We start from the raw sequence: 17,243 nt of genomic DNA, 5'->3' as shown, positions 1-17,243 counted from the left end.
GTCTCACGGCCCGGCAGACACCCACGCGGTCGAAATGATCCCGGTGGCGTCGAGCGCGATCCGCCAATGCGAGGCGCCGTTGGCGTGCCGCACACTGTAGACATCCTCGCCCTGCGCGCCGACGCCGAGGAAGCGGGTGGCTTCGATCGCGCCGAGGTCGGCGAGGAAAGGCTGCAGGTGTGGCAATTGCTCGCGGGTCGCCGCGGCGAGCGCAGGGGTCATGTCCGCATAGTCGGGCTGTCCCGATGCGACCCCCTCGATCAGGCGGCGGACCGCAGCCTCGGTTCCTGGAGCCGGCGACTGTTTCTTCACACGCTCTGCGGTGCGATCCGCAATCTGTTTCGCACTTGCAGCGTCAATGCGCGGCATCGGCTTGTCGCCATTTTGATGCAGGATCAGTGACGTCGCCTGACCGTCAGCCGCGATGACAAAGCTGATCTGCGCGTCGACCTCCCTGGCGAAAAACTCGGTCTGGCTCTCCGCAAAGAACGGTACGGCACGCTGCCCGGTGAGCTGTACAGCCAAGTGGTGATCCTCGCGCATCACACTGAGGACGGCCTGCTCGCTGAGCTGGTAGAAGCCGGCATAGCGGTCGAGCACCGCCACAGCGACTGCGATCTCTTGCCGCATGACGTCCGGCGGCGATTGCTGAGCGGAAGGCAGCACATCGGCGGATCCGCCGGCGGCCCGTATCCGTGCCGCCAGCGTGTTCCAGTCGCGCTGGCCGAATAGTTTGGCGATCAGTTCCAGGCTGTCGCTGTGGGTGAGGGGGATCGATTTGGCGCCGAGCGCTTCGCGCAGCGTCTGAGCCATGGCCTTGGCATCACGAAAGTCGCGCATGGGATCAACCTTTGCATCGACGAACGGAAAGCGTCAGGGGCTTGCGTTGCTGACCCGTTCGTGCGGGCAAAGGAAGCCTGAAGCATGGCTTGATACCTTCACCGTCCCCGGGCGGGGTGCAAGCGGCGGGTGGTATCGACCCTGCCAAATGTTCGCCGGGGACGAGTATTTTGTCAATTGCAACTGGTTGTGATCGCACGCGATGCTCTCGACATCGTGCCGTCAAATCGGCAACCATGGCGTCCGTTGCACAGCGCCGGGAGGACGTCGTTACATGAGCAAGCCGATCAAGACCGAAGCCGAACTGATCGCGATGGCGCGGGCCGAGTTGAAGGCCCATGCCGACTGCCCCGACGGCATCGACATCTCCGTGCTGCGCGACGGCGACAGCTGGGAGTTTCGCGCCAGCGCCGATGACGCCACGGTGGCGAGGCCTGGCTATCCCGAATGCGTCGCGATGCTGGTGCAGATCGGCGACCATCTCAGCAAGCAGTATGACGTGGAGGCCGACTAAGGCCTGCATCGACGAATGCCTGTGGCCGCTTGCCCCGAGAGCGGCGCCAGGCAGCCACGCCTATGTTGACGCCATGGGCCAACCGGCGACATTCCCGATCTCGATCATTCAACCGAATCCATGGTATCGCTAAGGGCTCGTTGAACCCAAGCATTCCCGACCAATGCTTTCAGTCTTGAGCAGCAGAATAGCAATGGTCCTCCTCGCTTTGGCATGTTCGCTGGCGATCTCGGCCGGTCACGCCTTTGGCGATGACGAACAGGCCTGGGTGGCATTGAAGCGAGGCGGCATGGTTGTCCTGCTGCGCCATACCCACGTCGATATGCGAGAAGGGATCGGGCACCTCGCGCCCGGAAACTGCTCCGAGGAAGTAAACCTTTCCGCCCGCGGCATTGAGCAAGCCAAGCGGATCGGCGAAGCGTTCCGTGCCCACGGGATTGCGGTCGGAGAGGTCCTGACCAGCCCGTATTGCCGTTGCATCGACACTGGGAAGCTTGCATTCGGTCGCGCGACGCCTGTCCAATATCTGATGCCTCCAGGTGTGTTGTCCGAAAGCCAGGCGAATTCGGATCAGGAGCGGGTCTTGCAAGACATCCTTGAGTATCGGTCTTCCGCAAACCTGGTGATGATTACCCACGATCTCAACATCTCAAACATCGTTCTTGAACCATCGATCGCCATGGGAGATTTCTTTGTACTTCGGCCCAATGGGACGAATTTCGATGTCATCGGCAAGATACAGTTCGGCGACAAGTGAGAGATCGACGTCAATGTCGTCCAAGGTGTCTCCAGCGAAGGAGCCGTCATGGACCGCATCGACGCCATGAAAGTTTTCGTTGCGGCGGTCGACGAGGGCAGCCTCGCCGGTGCCGGCCGGAAACTGCGGCGCTCGCCGGCGGCGGTCAGCCGGGCGATCGCTTTCCTTGAGCACTATGTCGGCGCCGAGCTGCTACATCGCACGACGCGCTCGCTGAAGCTGAGCGATGCCGGCCAGCGCTATGCAGCCGCATGCCGTCGTATCCTCAGCGAGCTCGAGGAAGCCGACATCTCGGCGGGTGGCGAGCGGTCGGTGCCGCGCGGCACGCTGACCGTCACCGCGCCCGTCGTGGTCGGCGAGGATTTGCTGCGGCCGGTGCTCGATGCCTTCATGACGGACTATCCGGCGGTGTCGGTGCGGCTCGTGATGCTCGATCGCACCGTCAATCTGATCGACGAGGGGATCGACGTCGCGCTGCGCATCGCCCATCTCGCCGATTCCAGTTTCATCGCGATCAAGCTCGGCGAGGTGCGCCGCGTGGTGGCGGCATCGCCCGGCTATCTCGCGCAGCATCCGCTGATCAGCGAGCCGGGTGATCTGACGAAGCACCAGATCATCGCCATGACGCATTTCGGGCTCGACTCCTGGAGCTTCCCGCCGGCCGCGAAGTCGAAGATCGCGCGCGCGGTCCAGTTCACGCCGCGGCTGGTCGTCAACACGGTGCGCGCGGCGGTGGCCTCCGCCAGCGAAGGACACGGCGTCACCCGGTTGTTCTCGTATCACATCGCCGACGAAATCCGTGACGGGCGGTTGCAGATCCTGCTCCCCGGCGACGAGCATCCGCCGCTGCCGGTGCATCTTTTGGCGCCGCAGGGCCGCTTCGACGTGCCCAAGGTGCGCGCCTTCGTCGATTTCGCGACGCCGCGGCTGAAACGCTATTTCGAGCGGCTGTCGCGCGAGGCCAGCAAGGCTGGCGCCATTCGTTCGCGCCGCGGAAGAGTGTCTGCCGAATAGCGGACATTCGCGCGGAAAGCGGATGTATCTAGCTTCTTCTCCATCGAAGCGGCGCTGGGTCGCTTCAGCAACAGATGGAGAGAGATCATGGGTGCAGAGCAGAAGGTTGCCATCATCACCGGTGCGTCGCAGGGCCTCGGCGAGGCCATCGTCAAGGGCTATCGCGACCGCAATTGGCGCGTCGTCGCCAATTCCCGCAGCATCAAGCCGTCGACCGACAGCGACGTTCTGACCGTCGCCGGCGACATCGGCGATCCCGAAGTTGCCGACCGCATCGTCAAGCAGGCGCTCGGGCGCTTCGGCCGCATCGACACGCTGGTCAACAATGCCGGCATCTTCCTGGCCAAGCCGTTCACCGACTACACCGACCAGGACTACGCGCAGGTGCTGGCGACCAATCTCAACGGCTTCTTCTACATCACCCGGCGCGCCGCCGGGGAGATGGAGAAGCAGGGCTCCGGACACATCGTGCAGATCACGACCAGCCTCGTCGATCACGCCAACAGCAACGTTCCCTCGGTGCTGGCCTCGCTGACCAAGGGCGGCCTGAACGCCGCCACCAAGTCGCTCGCCATCGAATATGCCGCCAAGGGCATCCGCGTGAACGCGGTCTCGCCCGGTGTGATCAGGACACCGATGCACGCGCCGGCAACGCACGACTTCCTCGCCAAGCAGCATCCGGTCGGACGCATGGGTGAAGCCAAGGACATCGTCGACGCCGTGCTGTTCCTGGAAGGCGCGGGCTTCGTCACCGGCGAGATCCTGCATGTCGACGGTGGCCAGAGCGCCGGTCATTAACGAGCACGATCCGGAGAGTGCCATGCCTATCGTCACCATCCAGGTCACGCGTGAGGGGACGGCGCCGGGGGCGTCGTCCACCACGCCGGAGCAGAAGGCTGCATTGATCAAGGGCGCCAGCGAGTTGCTGCGTGACGTGCTTGGCAAGCCGATGGAGTCGACCTTCGTCATCATCGAAGAAGTCGATACCGATAATTGGGGCTGGGGCGGGCTGCCCGCGCTGGACTATCGCAAGAAGCTCGCTGCAGCTGCGGCGTCCAAATCTTCCCGCTGAAGGCTTCCCCCAAACCGAATGTGCACCTCTCCCGATCGGGAGAGGTGAGCCGTGATCGCTGCGAGCGATTGCTGCGATCGCAACTAATCATTTTTCACGAACGGCCGGAGGGCCTACTGCGATGTCCATGTCAGCCAACGTCAATCATCAGCCGCGCCATCATCACGCCGCGCCGTATCGCGATGCAGGCGGGCCGTTTTGGCTGTCCGCGGCCGCGGGGCTGTGCGCCTCGCTGGTCGGGCTCGGACTGGCGCGCTTCGCCTACACGCCGCTGATCCCGGCTTTGATCGCCGCAAAGTGGTTCACGCCGGCGGAAGCGGTCTATCTCGGTGCGGCCAACCTTGCCGGCTATCTCGCCGGCGCGCTGATCGCCGGCGATCTCGGAGCGCGCATCGGCTCGGTGTGGGCGCTGCGCGGCATGATGGTGCTCGCCGCGATCACCTGCTTTGCCTGCGCGGTGCCGATCTCCTTCGTGTGGTTCTTCGGCTTCCGCTTTCTCGCCGGCGTCAGTGGCGGCGTGATCATGGTGCTGGCGGCAACCGCGATCCTGCCGCATACCGCGCCGAGCAAGCGCGGCCTGATCGGCGGCGTGATCTTCGCCGGCGTTGGCCTCGGCGTCGCCGCATCCGGCACACTGGTGCCGCTGTTGCTGCAGCAGGGCGTCAAGCAGGCCTGGTACGGCCTTGGCGTGCTGTCGGCGGTGCTGACACTGATCAGCTGGAGGGCGTGGCCCGCCGAAGCTCCTGCCGCGCGTGGCGTGGTCGAGCAGCCCGTCGCGTCGCATGGCCTGCGCTCGCCGCTGGTGATCGCGCTGTGCCTGGAATATGGCCTCAACGCGCTGGCGCTGGTGCCGCACATGGTGTTCCTGGTCGACTTCGTCGCGCGCGGCCTCGGGCAGGGCATCGCGGCGGGATCGCATTACTGGGTGCTGTACGGTATCGGCGCCGTGATCGGACCGTTGCTCACGGGACACCTCGCCGATCGCGCCGGCTTTGCCGCGGCGCTGCGCGCGGCGTTCCTGATCGAGGCCGTTGCGGTTGCGCTGCCCGCCGTGACGAATTCGCCTGCTGCGCTGATCGCGTCGAGCCTGATCGTCGGCGGCTTCACGCCCGGCATCGTGCCGCTGGTGATCGGCCGCATCCACGAGCTGATCCCGCATTCCGCGGCGAGCCAGCGTTCAGCCTGGGCGCAGGCCACCACGACCTTCGCGCTGTTCCAGGCGGCGGGCGCTTACGGCCTGTCCTGGCTGTTCGCACGCAGCGGCGGCGACTATGCGCTGCTGTTCGCGATCGGCGCGGCCGGAGTGGTCGTCGCGCTGGCGATCGAACTGTTCGGCGTCGTCGGACTGCGGCACAAGTCCGGCTAACCGCGCAGCGCTTTGGTCAAGACCGCGACGAGGCGATCGACATCGGCCTCGTCGTTGAAAACGTGCGGCGAGATCCGCATCCGGCCGAGCCGCAGCGCGACATGGATGTTCTCGGCGGCGAGCCGCGCGATCAGCTCCTTCGGGATGCCGCCGGCCATGCCGAGGCTCAGGATGTGCGGCGCACGTAGGTCGCGCGCCAGCATATCGAGCTTGAGATCACGCACGCCGCCCGCGATCCGCTCGTTCAGCATCGCGAGCCGCGCGCTGACGGCCGCGGCGCCCCATTCCGCCATCATCTCGATGCCGATCGAGGCCATCTCCAGGGTGATGAAATGATCGCGCTCGCCCATGTCGTAACGCGTGGCGTTGTCGACATAGGCGAGATCGCCGAAATAGACCGGATTCTCGGAGTTCACGTTGCGGCGGCCGCTGGAGGTCTGCTCCAGCGGCACGCCGTTCTGGTGGCGTTTTGCAATGTAGAGGAAGGCGCGCCCGTAGGGGCCGATCAGCCATTTGTAGGTCGGAAACATCACGGCGTCGGGGTCGAGCCTCGTCACGTCCATCGCCACGACACCCGCGCTCTGCGTCGCGTCGATCACGAACATTGCGCCGTGCTGCCGAAGCGCGGCCTGCACCTTGTCGACGTCGATCATGCCGCCGTCCGACCAGTGCACCGAGGAGATCGAGGCGAGGCCGACCGGCGGCGCGCCCGGCCGCTCGATCGTTGCAAGCACTGCCGATGTCCAGTCGCCGTCGGCGGGCTGGCGCACGGTGTCGACGACGAACCCTTGCGCCTCGGCGCGGGCGTGCCATTCGAGGACCGGCGAGGAATGGTCGTTCTCCAGCACGATGACGCGGGTGCCGCGCGGAATGCTCAGCGCCTTCGCCACCGTCGCGACGCCGTAGCTGATCGCGGGGATCAGCGCGACATCGTCGGGCGCGGCCTTGATCAGGCGGGCCGCCGCGCTACGGGCGCGCTCATGCTGCCGGCCGGCGAAGCCGGGATCGATGGTCCATGGCTGGCCTTTGCGTCCCACCGCCGCGCGGCCGGCATCGAGCGTCTTCAGCGGCAGCGGGCTGTAGGACGCCGAATTCAGGTAGCAGACCTCGCGTGGAATCTCGAACAGATGGCGCTGGGAGGGAAGCATGTCGTCTCGTTTGCTGGAATTTGCGGATCATGACGTGACGCCGAAGAGCGCGCGCTCATCCGTCATACTGGTCCGGCCCCATCGCCCAAGGCGCCTGGTCATAGCCGTTGGCGAAGGTGCGGTTGGTCTGCGCCGGATTGCGATTGACCAGCGGCCGCAGATACATCGGGTGGGTAGCGCTGCGCACCTCGTGCTCGACGGTGAACAGATGTCGGCCGTCGGCTGGATCGACGATATCGCAGAAGCGGTACTGGTATTGATTGTCTTCGCGGGAGACCAGATTGCGTTCGCGCAGTCGCTGGTAGGGGCCCGAGAAGTCCGTGATGTAGATCTGGATGTGATGGCCGTCGAATTCGCCCTGCGCCGCGTCGCTCTCGCGGAATTGCAGATACTGATCCTTGCCGACTTTTGCGCGCGCGACGACGTCGTCGCCGTTCACAACGCTGGCGGGGATGCCCATGATCTCAGGATAGAACCGGCTGATCGCCTCAGCCGTGCCGCGCGGCACCTCGAACTCGACATAGGGCATGCCGAGCGCGATGCGCCCGAACCGTTCGGCGTCCGGTTCAAAGCAGCGCAGGCGGTTGCCCCAGGGGCAGGTGGCCTCGACGTGATCGTTGCGCTCGCGATAGCTGAACGCGGTGCCCTCGAGCTTGGGCGCGACCGCGGCGAGCCGCTGCAGCAGGGCCTGCCGCCCGGCGATCACGATGCCGGTGTGGCCGCGCAGCACCTGCTGGCGGCCGCTCGGCAGGTGAAACTGGCTGCGGCCGACATTCACCCACATGTTGCTGTCGGAGACCATCAGATAGGGATCGCGCGTCAGCCCGATGCCGGCGACGTAGAACAGCGTGGCGAGGCGCTGGTCCGGCACCTGCACGTTGACATGTTCGAGATGGATGGCGTTGCCGAGATCTTCTGCGGCGCGGTCGAATGGTTGCTGCACGGCGCGGCTCCCTGGATGCGGTGCCGCGCATGATAGTGCAACGGTGTGGCCGATCCAGCTGACGGGCCATGAATGTTTCGCAGGGCGCTACCCGCCGTAACTCTGCACCAGGCTGCCGGCGACCAGGGCCCAGCCGTCGACCAGCACGAAGAAGATCAGCTTGAACGGCAGCGAGACCACCACCGGCGGCAGCATCATCATGCCCATCGACATCAGGACCGAGGCGACCACGAGGTCGATGATCAGGAACGGCAGGAACAAGAGGAAGCCGATCTCGAAGGCGCGTTTCAGCTCGGAGATCATGAAGGCCGGCACCAGGATGCGCAGCGACATCTCCTCCGGCGTCGCCGGCGGCGGCTCGCCCGAGAGGTCCATGAATAGCTTCAAATCCTTCTCGCGGACGTTCTTCTGCATGAAGCCGCGCAAGGGGACCGAGGCGCGCTGCAACGCGTCCTCAACGCCGATCTGGTTGGCGACCAGCGGCTTGATGCCGTCGTCATAGGATTTCTGCAGCACCGGCCCCATCACGAAGGCGGTGAGGAACATCGCAAGCGCGATCATCACCGAGTTCGGCGGCGCGGTGGCGGTGCCGAGCGCGGTGCGCAGCAGCGACAGCACGACCACGATGCGCGTGAACGACGTCATCATGATCAGGATCGACGGCGCGATCGACAGCACCGTCAGTAGCGCAATCAGCTGGATCGCGCGCTCGGTCACGCCGCCATTGCCGCCGCCGAGATTGATGCTGATATCCTGCGCCATCGCCGGATCAGCGAGGGATCCGGCGGCGATCAGGACAGCGATGAAAAAAACTCTACGCGGGACTGCCCCTGGCCTCACGAAGGATTCTTCGGTCGGCCGAGCAGCGAGGCCATCTCGTCCTCGAGATTCTCGAACCCGCTCTTCTGTCCGCCGGCGGGCGGGGCGGGCGGCTCGCTGCGCTGCGGGCGCGCCGGCGGCGCCTCGGGCGCAACCGGCGGCGCGACGGTCTCGCCGGCGCCGGTCGGGCGGCGCAGCGCCGCTTCGAGCCGTTGCGCCATCTCGGCGAGATTGGCGTCGGCGTTCGATGGTGGCGGCGGAGCCGGAGGCGCCTGCGTTGCAGCCGGCGGCGGTGCCTGGGGAGGCGGTGGCGGCGGCGTCACGGCGCGCTCGGTTGTGCGCAGCGGTGGCGGCGCCTTCGGCGGCTCGGCGGCGCCGCGCGGCGGACGCGGGACGACCGGCTCGGAGCGCGGCGGCAGGCGTGGCGGCATCGGATCGGGCCGCGGCTCGCCGCGTTCGGGCGTGAAGCCCGCTAGCGGATCGCTGCGACGCTCGGCGATCGGCGACGGGGGCCGGCGCAGCTCGTCGGCGAAGGAGGGCCGCGTCTGACGCGGCGGCAGCTCCGGCTCGGGAAGGTCGAAATTGTCGGAGCGGGCGGCTTCGCTCTCGTTCCAGGCTGCATCCGGAAGCGGCGCCACGCGCGGCGGCGCGGCATCGGCTGCGACAGCGGGGCGGGTCGACATTTGATCGCGCGCGGGCATCGCGCGGACGATATTCGGCTCGACAACGATATCGGTGGGGCCGCCGATCATCAGGAGATGCTCGATATTGTCGCGGCGGACCAGCACCAGGCGGCGCCGCCCGTCGACGGCGGCAGCGTCGATCACCGCCAGGCGCGGCATGCGTCCTCGGTTGGCGTTGGCCCCGAGGCGGTTTCCGGCGAAGCGGCGGACGAGCCATGCGGTCACGCCGATCAGCGCCAGCACGACAACGAATGCCAAGACGAATGTAATGACCTGCATATTGGAGTCCCCGGCCATCTTGGCCTTCCTCAGCTTTCGCCATCAACGGGCGCGGATTGATAGGTGCGGTTTGCGCAGCGAATCGCGCCCGAGATTCGCCTTATTTCTTAATTCCCAGCGGCTTGCAGCCCACTGTTCTATTAATAAACCAAGAATCGCTTGTCCCAAAACGACTTCTCAGTGCCCCACACTGTCTTGGTTTGTGCTGGTTAACGCAGCATTCGTGGCGAAAATGCGCTCGCAGGCTGCAGTTGCGGCGTTCTCCACGGATCCGTCCGGCATTTTAACCACCCGTTAACCATACACCGGGCAAATTCTGCCTACCTCGGAAGAGCCCAGAGGTTAACGGAGCCGCGGCGATGGCCATGAACGATCTCCCGATCCTGTCGGCGTTGCGCACCAAGATGCAGTGGCACCAGGAGCGCCAGCGGGTGCTCGCCGAGAACATTTCCAATTCCGACACGCCGAACTTCCGGCCGCGCGACCTGGTCGAGCCGAAGTTCGACCGGGCCGGCGCCACGGTTGGCGGCGGCGTGGGGACGCTGCCGATGATGCAGACCAGCGCTACCCACATGGCGGCGTCCGGCGCGCCCGACAGCTTCGACAACGATCGCGGCAAGAGCGGGTTCCAGACCCGTCCGGCCGGCAACGCGGTCAATCTCGAGGAGCAGATGCTGAAAGTGTCGGCCAACCAGATGGACTATGCGGCCGTCACCTCGCTCTACAGCCGCAGCCTGCATCTGCTGAAGACTGCGATCGGCAAGGGCTAGAGCAAGGGTAGCCCGCCTGACGGCGGCAGGAGGATCCCATGGCAGATGGAACAAGCGATTTCGCCCGCTCGATGAGCATCGCGACCTCAGGCCTGCGGGCGCAGGCGGGGCGCATGCGGGTGATCTCGGAAAATATCGCCAATGCCGATTCGACGGCGCAGACCGCGGGCGGCGACCCTTACCGCCGCAAGGTGCCGACCTTCTCCTCCACGCTCGATCGCACGCTCGACGCCCAGGTCGTGGCGCTGGGCCGGATCCGCCCCGACCAGTCTTCGTTCCGTGTCAAGCACGAGCCGGGCAATCCGGCGGCGGACGCCTCGGGCAACGTCAAATATCCGAACGTCAATGCGATGGTCGAAATGACCGACATGCGCGACGCCCAGCGCTCCTACGAGGCCAACCTCAACATCATCAGCGCGACGCGGCGGATGATCCAGCGCACGCTCGACATCCTCAAGTCCTGACGCAACAAGAACAGGGAACGTAAATCATGGCTTCACCGACAGTCGCCGCCAACGCCTACGCCAACCTCGCCAAGATGATGGAGCGCGGCGGCGCCGAGAAGGCCGGGCAGGCCGTCGCCGGCCCATCCTTCAGCGCGCTGCTGAAGGACTCCGTCGGCAGCGTCCTGGAGGCGGGCAAGAAGTCCGACGCGCAGACCATGGCGATGACCTCGGGCAAGGCGAACGTGATGGATGTGGTGACGGCGGTCGCCGACACCGACGTTGCGGTGTCGACGCTGGTCTCGGTGCGCGACCGCGTGATCCAGGCCTATGAAGACATCATGAAGATGCCGATCTGACGTCGCTTGCGACGCCATCCCGGGGCGATGCGCAGCATCGAGCCTCAGATGTGCAATTGCACATCAAAGATCTCGAGGTTCCGGGTTCGATGCGTTGCATCGCCCCGGAACGACGGTGCAAACAACTGACAGCGAGAACTCAACAATGACCGGCCCCGAAACCCTCGACGTGGCGCGCGATGCGATCTGGACCATCGTGGTGGTGTCGTCGCCCCTGATGGTGGTCGGCCTCGTGGTCGGCGTCGTGGTGTCGCTGTTCCAGGCGCTGACGCAGATCCAGGAACAGACCCTGATTTTTGTGCCGAAGATCCTCGCGATCTTCGTCACATTGCTGCTGGCGCTGCCGTTCATGGCGGACTCGCTCAGTAGCCACATGATGCGGATTTCGTCGCGAATCATCGGCGGTTGATGCACTAATGCCGCGGTCATGCGCATCGATGTCTCCCTGCTGCCGGCGCTGGCCGCGATCTTCGTGCTGGTCTTCGCGCGCGTGGGCGCGATGGTGATGCTGCTGCCCGGTTTCGGCGAGAGCAACATCCCGGCGCGGGTCAAGCTGTCGATCGCGCTGTTGCTGACGCTGATCATCCTTCCCCTGCATCGCAACGCCTATCATGTCGACCTGACGTCGATCTCCTCGCTCGGCGTCCTGATGGTGCATGAGCTCATCATCGGCATCGTGCTCGGCGCGACCGCGCGGGTGACGTTGTCGGCGCTCAACGTCGCGGGCTCAGTGATCGCGCAGCAGCTCGGCCTCGGCTTCGTCACCGCCGTCGATCCGACCCAGGGGCAGCAGGGCCAGATCATCGGCAACTTCCTCACCATCCTCGGCCTCACGCTGCTGTTTGCGACCGACAGCCACTATCTCGTCATTGCGGCGCTGAGCGAGAGCTACCGCATCTTCTCGCCCGGCGAGATCATGCCAACCGGCGATGTCGCCGCGCTTGCGACCTCGGCCTTCTCGGCCGCCTTCAAGATCGGCCTGCAGCTGTCCGCGCCGTTCCTGGTGTTTGGCCTAGTCTTCAACATCGGGCTTGGCGTGCTGGCGCGGCTGATGCCGCAGATGCAGGTCTACTTCGTCGGCGTGCCGCTCTCGATCATGGTCGGGTTCCTGATCTTCGGCGTCGTGCTCGCCGCGATGATGAACACCTATCTCGACTATTTCCTCGGCGTCATGCGCCAGCTCGCTCCGATGAATTAGGGGGAGAAGAAGTGGCGGACGATACCGAAGACAAAACAGAAGACCCTACGCAAAAACGTCTCGATGAAGCCCTCGAGAAAGGTGACGTTGCCAAGAGCCAGGAGGTCAATACCTGGTTCGTGATCGCCGGCGGCACCTTGGTGTTGTCGACCTTCTCGGGTTCGATCGGCAGCGGCATCTTGATGCCGCTGCGTAACCTGATTGCCAATTCATGGATGATCCGCACCGACGGCGCCGGCCTGCTGGCGCTGACCCAGTCGCTCGGCTACGCGGTGGTCGCCGCGATCGGCGTGCCGTTCCTGTTGCTGGCGCTGGCCGCGATCGCGGGCAACATGGTGCAGCATCAGCTGGTGTGGTCGGGCGAGCAGCTGAAGCCGAAATTCTCCAAGATCTCGCCGGCTGCCGGCTTCAAGCGGCTGTTCGGCAAACAGGCGGTGGCGAATTTCCTGAAGGGCCTGTTCAAGCTGATTGCGCTCGGCGCCGTGATGGTCGCGGTGCTGTGGCCCGACCGGATGCGGATGGAATCCTTCCTGCGGGTCGATCCGGCCGAGCTGCTGCCCGCTATCACCGGCATGACGGTGCATCTGCTGGCGGCGGTGGTGGCCATCCTCGCTGCGGTCGCGATCGCCGATTACTTCTTCCAGTACCGGACCTGGTACGAGCGTCACAAGATGTCGCTGCAGGAGATGAAGGAGGAGTTCAAGCAGTCGGAAGGCGACCCGCACGTCAAGGGCAGGATCAAGCAATTGCGGGTCCAGCGCGCCAAGAAGCGTATGATGGCGCAGGTTCCGAAGGCCTCGGTGATCATCACCAACCCGACCCACTATTCGGTGGCGCTGGCCTACGACCGCAGCATGTCGGCGCCGATCTGCGTCGCCAAGGGCGTCGACAATCTTGCCTTCAAGATCCGGGAGATCGCCAAGGAGCACGACATTCCGATCGTGGAGAACGTGGCGCTGGCCCGGGCGCTCTATGCGACGGTCGAGCTCGACCGGGAGATCCCGGTCGAGCACTATCACGCGGTTGCCGAAATCATCGGCTACGTGATGCGGCTGAGGCGCGGCCTGTCCGGCCTGCGGCAGTAAGGGGCGGAAAAACCCGCTTGAAATGCGCGTAACTTGCGAAATTGCCGCCTGTTGGACTTGCGTTTTCGGGTCCGATTCAGGCACTCAAGGGCGAGGTGGCCGGCCGGTCGCCTTCGTGATGCAGACGAGCCATGTCTCTCCAGATGACCGCCGATAGCAACGATCCTTCCGTGACCGAGCCGTTCGTGGCCCACGGGCCAGCGCGGCGGAACGGCAGCATCCTGCTGGTGGTCCTGATCGCCGCCGGCATCGTCGCGGTGGCGGTCTGGCTGATGACCATCGGCCGCACCGAGGCGCAGCCCTATATCCTCGGCGTGCTGGCGCTGCTCGCCACAGTCGGGCTGTTCAACCTGTTCGCCCTTGCCGCCGGCATCATCCGCTTCTCCGACCGTGCCACCGATGATCCGGTGATGGCGCGGATCGCCGACCAGGCCCAGGAAGGGCTCGTCGTCACCGACTCCCGCGGCCACGTGGTCTATTCCAACGCCGCCTATCTCACGCTGACCGGCGCGGCCGGGCCGCAGGACGTCCGTCCGGTCGAGCGCGTCTTCATCGGCAACCCCGACGTCTCCGAGGCCGTGTTCCGCCTTTTGAAGGCTGCCCGCGAGGGCAAGCGGCAGCAGGAGGAGGTCCGCGTCGCCGGCCAGGAGGCCGGCCAGGGCCGCTGGCTGCGCCTGCGGGTACGCCCACTCGGCGAGGGCAAGCGCGATGCGAAATATGCGGTTTGGTCGATCGCCGACGTCACCCGCGACCGCGAGCGCCAGGAAGACGTGTTCCAGGAGCTGCGGCACGCGATCGAATATCTCGATCACGCGCCATGCGGCTTCTTCTCGGTCAATCCGGCCGGCGAGATCGCCTATGTCAACGCCACGCTGGCCAACTGGCTGGACTACGATCTGGCCGAGATCGGCTCGGGCGGCCTGAAACTGACCGACATCGTCTCGGGCGACGGCGCGGCGCTGTTGACCTCGATTGCGGCGGTGCCGGGCGAGGTCAAGACCGAGGTGTTCGACATCGACCTGCGGATGCGCGGCGGCAAGACCGTGCCGGTGCGGCTCTATCACAAGCTCGCTTTCGGCTCCGACGGCGCGGCGGGCGCCTCGCGCACGCTGGTGATCAGCCGCGCCCGCGACGAGCATTCCGATCCGGAGCGCGCCGCCGAGGTGCGCTTCATGCGCTTCTTCGACCATACGCCGATGGCGATCGCGACCGTCGATCGCGGCGGCAATGTGGTCGGCGCCAATGCGCGCTATGCCAAGCTGGCGCAGGGCCTGAACGGCGACGGCGGCGCCGCCAAGTCGATCTTCCGCGCCGTCAATCCGCGCGACCGCGGCCTGCTGATCGCCGCGATCAACCAGGCGGCCGAGGGCCAGGGCGACATCGCGCCGGTCGAGGTGATGCTCGACGGGCCCAAGGAGCGCTTTGCCCAGTTCTTCGTCACCACCGTCGAGAAGGACGAGCGCGACGCCGAGACCGCGATCGTCTACATGCTCGAAACCACCGAGCGGCGCGCGCTGGAAAACCAGATCAACCAGTCGCAGAAGATGGAGATGGTCGGCCAGCTCGCCGGCGGCATCGCGCACGACTTCAACAACGTGCTGTCGGCCATCATGATGGCCAACGACTTCCTGCTGAACGCGCACAAGCCGACCGACCCGTCGTTCCAGGACATCATGCAGATCAAGCAGAACGCCACCCGCGCCGCGACGCTGGTGCGGCAGCTGCTTGCATTCTCGCGCCGCCAGACGCTGCGGCCGCAGGTGCTCGATCTCGGCGATGCATTGAGCGACCTCACCATGCTGCTGCGCCGGCTGATCGGCGAGAAGGTCAAGCTCGACCTCGTGCATGGCCGCGACCTGTGGGCCGGTGAAGGTCGACGTCTCGCAGTTCGAGCAGGTGGTGGTCAATCTCGCGGTCAACGCGCGCGATGCGATGCCCGACGGTGGCAAGCTGATCATCCGCACCGCCAATGTGCCGACCGAGGAAGCCGCCCAACTCGCCAACAAGGGCATGCCGGCGGCGGACTATGTGAAGATCGAGATCGCCGACACCGGCACCGGCATTCCGGCCGAGATCATCGACAAGATCTTCGAGCCGTTCTTCTCGACCAAGGAAGTCGGCAAGGGGACCGGTCTCGGCCTGTCCACGGTCTACGGCATCGTCAAGCAGACCGGCGGCTTCGTCTATGTCGATTCCGTGCCGGGCGGCGGCACCACGTTCCGGATCTATCTGCCGCGGCATCGCCAGCAGCAGGAGGTCGCACCGGAGGCCCATGCCGGCAACGGTGCGGCCAAGGAAACCGCCGCCGTCACGGAAGCCGCCAAGCCGAAGCCGGACCTGACCGGGCAGGGCACCATCCTGCTGGTCGAGGACGAGGACGGTTTGCGCTCGCTCAATGCGCGCGGCCTGCGTTCGCGCGGCTACAGCGTGATCGAGGCGGCGAACGGCGTCGAGGCGCTGGAGGCGTTCGAGGAGAAGAACGGCGCCGTCGATCTCGTCGTCTCCGACGTCGTGATGCCGGAGATGGACGGCCCGACGCTGCTGAAGGAAATGCGCAGCCGCAACGCGGAGCTGAAGATCATCTTCGTCTCAGGCTATGCCGAGGACGCCTTCGAGAAGAGCCTGCCGGAGAACCAGCAGTTCGCGTTCCTGCCGAAACCCTTCACGTTGACGCAGCTGGTCGCCGCGGTGAAGGAAACCATGACGGCGAACTAGCCGGTTGCCGCGGCAACCGGCTTTACTTCTCGCAAGTGCGAGGCGAAATTCCGCGGTAACTGTGGTTGAAACCGGGCCTCATCCCGCGGTAGGACGCGCCGTCGCATCCACAAGGACCATAGTGTCACATCTCCGCGACCGAGGGCCGCAGCCGCGGTTCCCGTTTCCCGCTTCACTTTTAACCGTCCCTGCCCATCTTAGGGGCGTTTCCCCATGCCGGGGAATCCTTTGAGGAAACCAACATGAATTTCTCGCAACGCACGCGTGGAATTGTTCGGGCGATCGCCGTCGCGATGGCACTGGCGCTGCCCGTGATGATGACCGTTTCGGCGGCCGACGCCCGCGTTGGCGGCGGCGGCTCGCGCGGCTCGCGGACATTCTCCGCGCCGCCCTCGACCAACACGGCGCCGGGCTCGGTTGCGCCGATGAACCGCACCTTCAGCCAGCCTGGTAGCCCGAACATGGGCTCGCCGGCGGCGGCAAATTCCGGCGGCCTGTTTGGTCGCGGCGGAATGGGCCGCGGCCTGCTCGGCGGCCTGGCCGCGGGCTTCCTTGGCGCCGGCCTGTTCGGCATGCTGTTCGGCGGCGGGTTGTTCTCGGGTCTCGGCGGCTTGTCGTCGATGCTCGGCCTCTTGCTGCAGATCGGTCTGATCGTGCTCGTGGTTCGCCTTGCGATGTCGTGGTGGCAGCGCCGCAACACGCCGGCGGCCGCCTATGCCGGTGGCCCCGACGTCGGCCCCGGTCCGCAGGCGAACGCCCGCTCGGGCTTCGGCTTCGGCCTTGGCGGCGGATCGAATGCGCCGGTCGAGATCGCGCCTGGCGACTATGAGACGTTCGAACGGCTGCTCGGCGACATCCAGACCGCGTGGTCGAACGAGGACATCGCGAAGCTGCACACGCTCGCGACGCCGGAGATGGTGTCGTACTTCTCGAAGGATCTCGAGGAGAACAAGGCGCGCAACGTCACCAACAAGGTGACCAATGTGAAGCTGCTGCAGGGCGATCTGGCGGAAGCCTGGCGCGAAGGCGACAGCGAGTATGCGACGGTCGCGATGCGCTACTCGCTGGTCGACACCGTGCTCGAGCGCGGCACCGGCCGTCAGGTCGGCGGCGGCACGCAGCCGGAGGAGGTCACTGAGGTCTGGACCTTCGTACGCCAGCGCGGCGGCAATTGGGAGCTTTCGGCGATCCAGCAGACCAACTGATCGGTTGCCGGAGAATGGCAGATACAAGGCGCC

Annotated in this window: 18 protein-coding genes and 1 pseudogene; 14 read left to right on the top strand and 5 right to left on the bottom strand. The window is 65.6% G+C overall.

Annotated features, from left to right (window positions below; genetic code table 11):
- Positions 1–3: 3 nt before the first annotated feature.
- Positions 4–840, bottom strand: coding sequence for a glyoxalase superfamily protein (locus tag ACVW1B_RS20530; RefSeq protein WP_253607875.1), 837 nt, complete (start codon positions 838–840; stop codon positions 4–6).
- 274 nt (positions 841–1,114) lie between these two features.
- Between ACVW1B_RS20530 and ACVW1B_RS20525 the strand changes: the two genes are divergently transcribed.
- From ACVW1B_RS20525 to ACVW1B_RS20500, 6 genes are all read left to right on the top strand, one after another.
- Entirely contained in the window at positions 1,115–1,354 is a 240-nt protein-coding gene (locus ACVW1B_RS20525; protein WP_253607876.1) for a hypothetical protein, read from the top strand.
- Between the two features lie 193 nt (positions 1,355–1,547).
- Positions 1,548–2,111, top strand: coding sequence for a histidine phosphatase family protein (locus tag ACVW1B_RS20520; protein ID WP_456822094.1), 564 nt, complete (start codon positions 1,548–1,550; stop codon positions 2,109–2,111).
- A gap of 48 nt (positions 2,112–2,159) precedes the next feature.
- Positions 2,160–3,125 (top strand): LysR family transcriptional regulator, encoded by a 966-nt coding sequence (locus ACVW1B_RS20515; protein ID WP_253607878.1) that lies wholly within the window; start codon positions 2,160–2,162, stop codon positions 3,123–3,125.
- Between the two features lie 87 nt (positions 3,126–3,212).
- Complete coding sequence (locus ACVW1B_RS20510; protein WP_456780233.1) at positions 3,213–3,923, top strand: SDR family NAD(P)-dependent oxidoreductase; 711 nt, start codon at positions 3,213–3,215, stop codon at positions 3,921–3,923.
- A 22-nt stretch (positions 3,924–3,945) separates the two neighbouring features.
- Entirely contained in the window at positions 3,946–4,197 is a 252-nt protein-coding gene (locus ACVW1B_RS20505; protein WP_038385470.1) for a tautomerase family protein, read from the top strand.
- A gap of 121 nt (positions 4,198–4,318) precedes the next feature.
- Entirely contained in the window at positions 4,319–5,563 is a 1,245-nt protein-coding gene (locus tag ACVW1B_RS20500; protein WP_456780234.1) for a YbfB/YjiJ family MFS transporter, read from the top strand.
- Here the strand turns inward: ACVW1B_RS20500 and ACVW1B_RS20495 are convergent.
- The 4 genes from ACVW1B_RS20495 to ACVW1B_RS20480 all read right to left on the bottom strand — a co-directional run bounded on the left by ACVW1B_RS20495 (position 5,560) and on the right by ACVW1B_RS20480 (position 9,435).
- Positions 5,560–6,711, bottom strand: coding sequence for an aminotransferase class V-fold PLP-dependent enzyme (locus ACVW1B_RS20495; protein WP_456780235.1), 1,152 nt, complete (start codon positions 6,709–6,711; stop codon positions 5,560–5,562). The two genes, ACVW1B_RS20500 and ACVW1B_RS20495, sit on opposite strands and share 4 nt — an antisense overlap.
- 55 nt (positions 6,712–6,766) lie before the next feature.
- Positions 6,767–7,654: a hypothetical protein gene (locus ACVW1B_RS20490; protein WP_456780236.1), complete on the bottom strand. Its 888-nt coding sequence runs from the start codon at positions 7,652–7,654 to the stop codon at positions 6,767–6,769.
- A gap of 87 nt (positions 7,655–7,741) precedes the next feature.
- Positions 7,742–8,494, bottom strand: a complete 753-nt coding sequence (gene fliP / locus ACVW1B_RS20485) for a flagellar type III secretion system pore protein FliP (RefSeq protein ID WP_063709685.1) — start codon at positions 8,492–8,494, stop codon at positions 7,742–7,744.
- Positions 8,491–9,435, bottom strand: coding sequence for a flagellar biosynthetic protein FliO (locus ACVW1B_RS20480; RefSeq protein ID WP_310880131.1), 945 nt, complete (start codon positions 9,433–9,435; stop codon positions 8,491–8,493). Before ACVW1B_RS20480 ends, fliP begins: the two co-directional genes overlap by 4 nt.
- A gap of 359 nt (positions 9,436–9,794) precedes the next feature.
- Here ACVW1B_RS20480 and flgB point away from each other — a divergent pair, with 359 nt between their 5' ends.
- The 8 genes and pseudogenes from flgB to ACVW1B_RS20440 all read left to right on the top strand — a co-directional run bounded on the left by flgB (position 9,795) and on the right by ACVW1B_RS20440 (position 17,210).
- On the top strand, positions 9,795–10,205 hold the full coding sequence (gene flgB / locus ACVW1B_RS20475; RefSeq protein WP_028337153.1) for a flagellar basal body rod protein FlgB: 411 nt from the start codon (positions 9,795–9,797) through the stop codon (positions 10,203–10,205).
- A gap of 38 nt (positions 10,206–10,243) precedes the next feature.
- Entirely contained in the window at positions 10,244–10,669 is a 426-nt protein-coding gene (flgC, locus tag ACVW1B_RS20470; RefSeq protein WP_018272466.1) for a flagellar basal body rod protein FlgC, read from the top strand.
- Positions 10,670–10,695: 26 nt separating this feature from the next.
- The gene (fliE, locus tag ACVW1B_RS20465) at positions 10,696–11,007 is read left to right on the top strand and encodes a flagellar hook-basal body complex protein FliE (protein WP_057018333.1); all 312 of its coding nucleotides are present in this window, start codon (positions 10,696–10,698) and stop codon (positions 11,005–11,007) included.
- Positions 11,008–11,152: 145 nt separating this feature from the next.
- Positions 11,153–11,416, top strand: coding sequence for a flagellar biosynthesis protein FliQ (fliQ, locus tag ACVW1B_RS20460; RefSeq protein WP_016844766.1), 264 nt, complete (start codon positions 11,153–11,155; stop codon positions 11,414–11,416).
- 18 nt (positions 11,417–11,434) lie between these two features.
- Complete coding sequence (gene fliR, locus ACVW1B_RS20455) at positions 11,435–12,205, top strand: flagellar biosynthetic protein FliR (RefSeq protein ID WP_016844767.1); 771 nt, start codon at positions 11,435–11,437, stop codon at positions 12,203–12,205.
- Positions 12,206–12,216: 11 nt separating this feature from the next.
- Positions 12,217–13,290, top strand: coding sequence for a flagellar biosynthesis protein FlhB (gene flhB, locus ACVW1B_RS20450; protein ID WP_057018335.1), 1,074 nt, complete (start codon positions 12,217–12,219; stop codon positions 13,288–13,290).
- A gap of 143 nt (positions 13,291–13,433) precedes the next feature.
- Positions 13,434–16,005, top strand: a pseudogene (gene cckA / locus ACVW1B_RS20445) (cell cycle histidine kinase CckA).
- Between the two features lie 242 nt (positions 16,006–16,247).
- On the top strand, positions 16,248–17,210 hold the full coding sequence (locus tag ACVW1B_RS20440; protein WP_028337150.1) for a Tim44 domain-containing protein: 963 nt from the start codon (positions 16,248–16,250) through the stop codon (positions 17,208–17,210).
- Positions 17,211–17,243 lie beyond the last annotated feature (33 nt).

The organism is Bradyrhizobium sp. USDA 4502 (assembly GCF_054063355.1).
The sequence above is the reverse complement of the archived record's forward strand: the minus strand, read 5'-3'. Positions and strand labels throughout refer to the sequence as shown.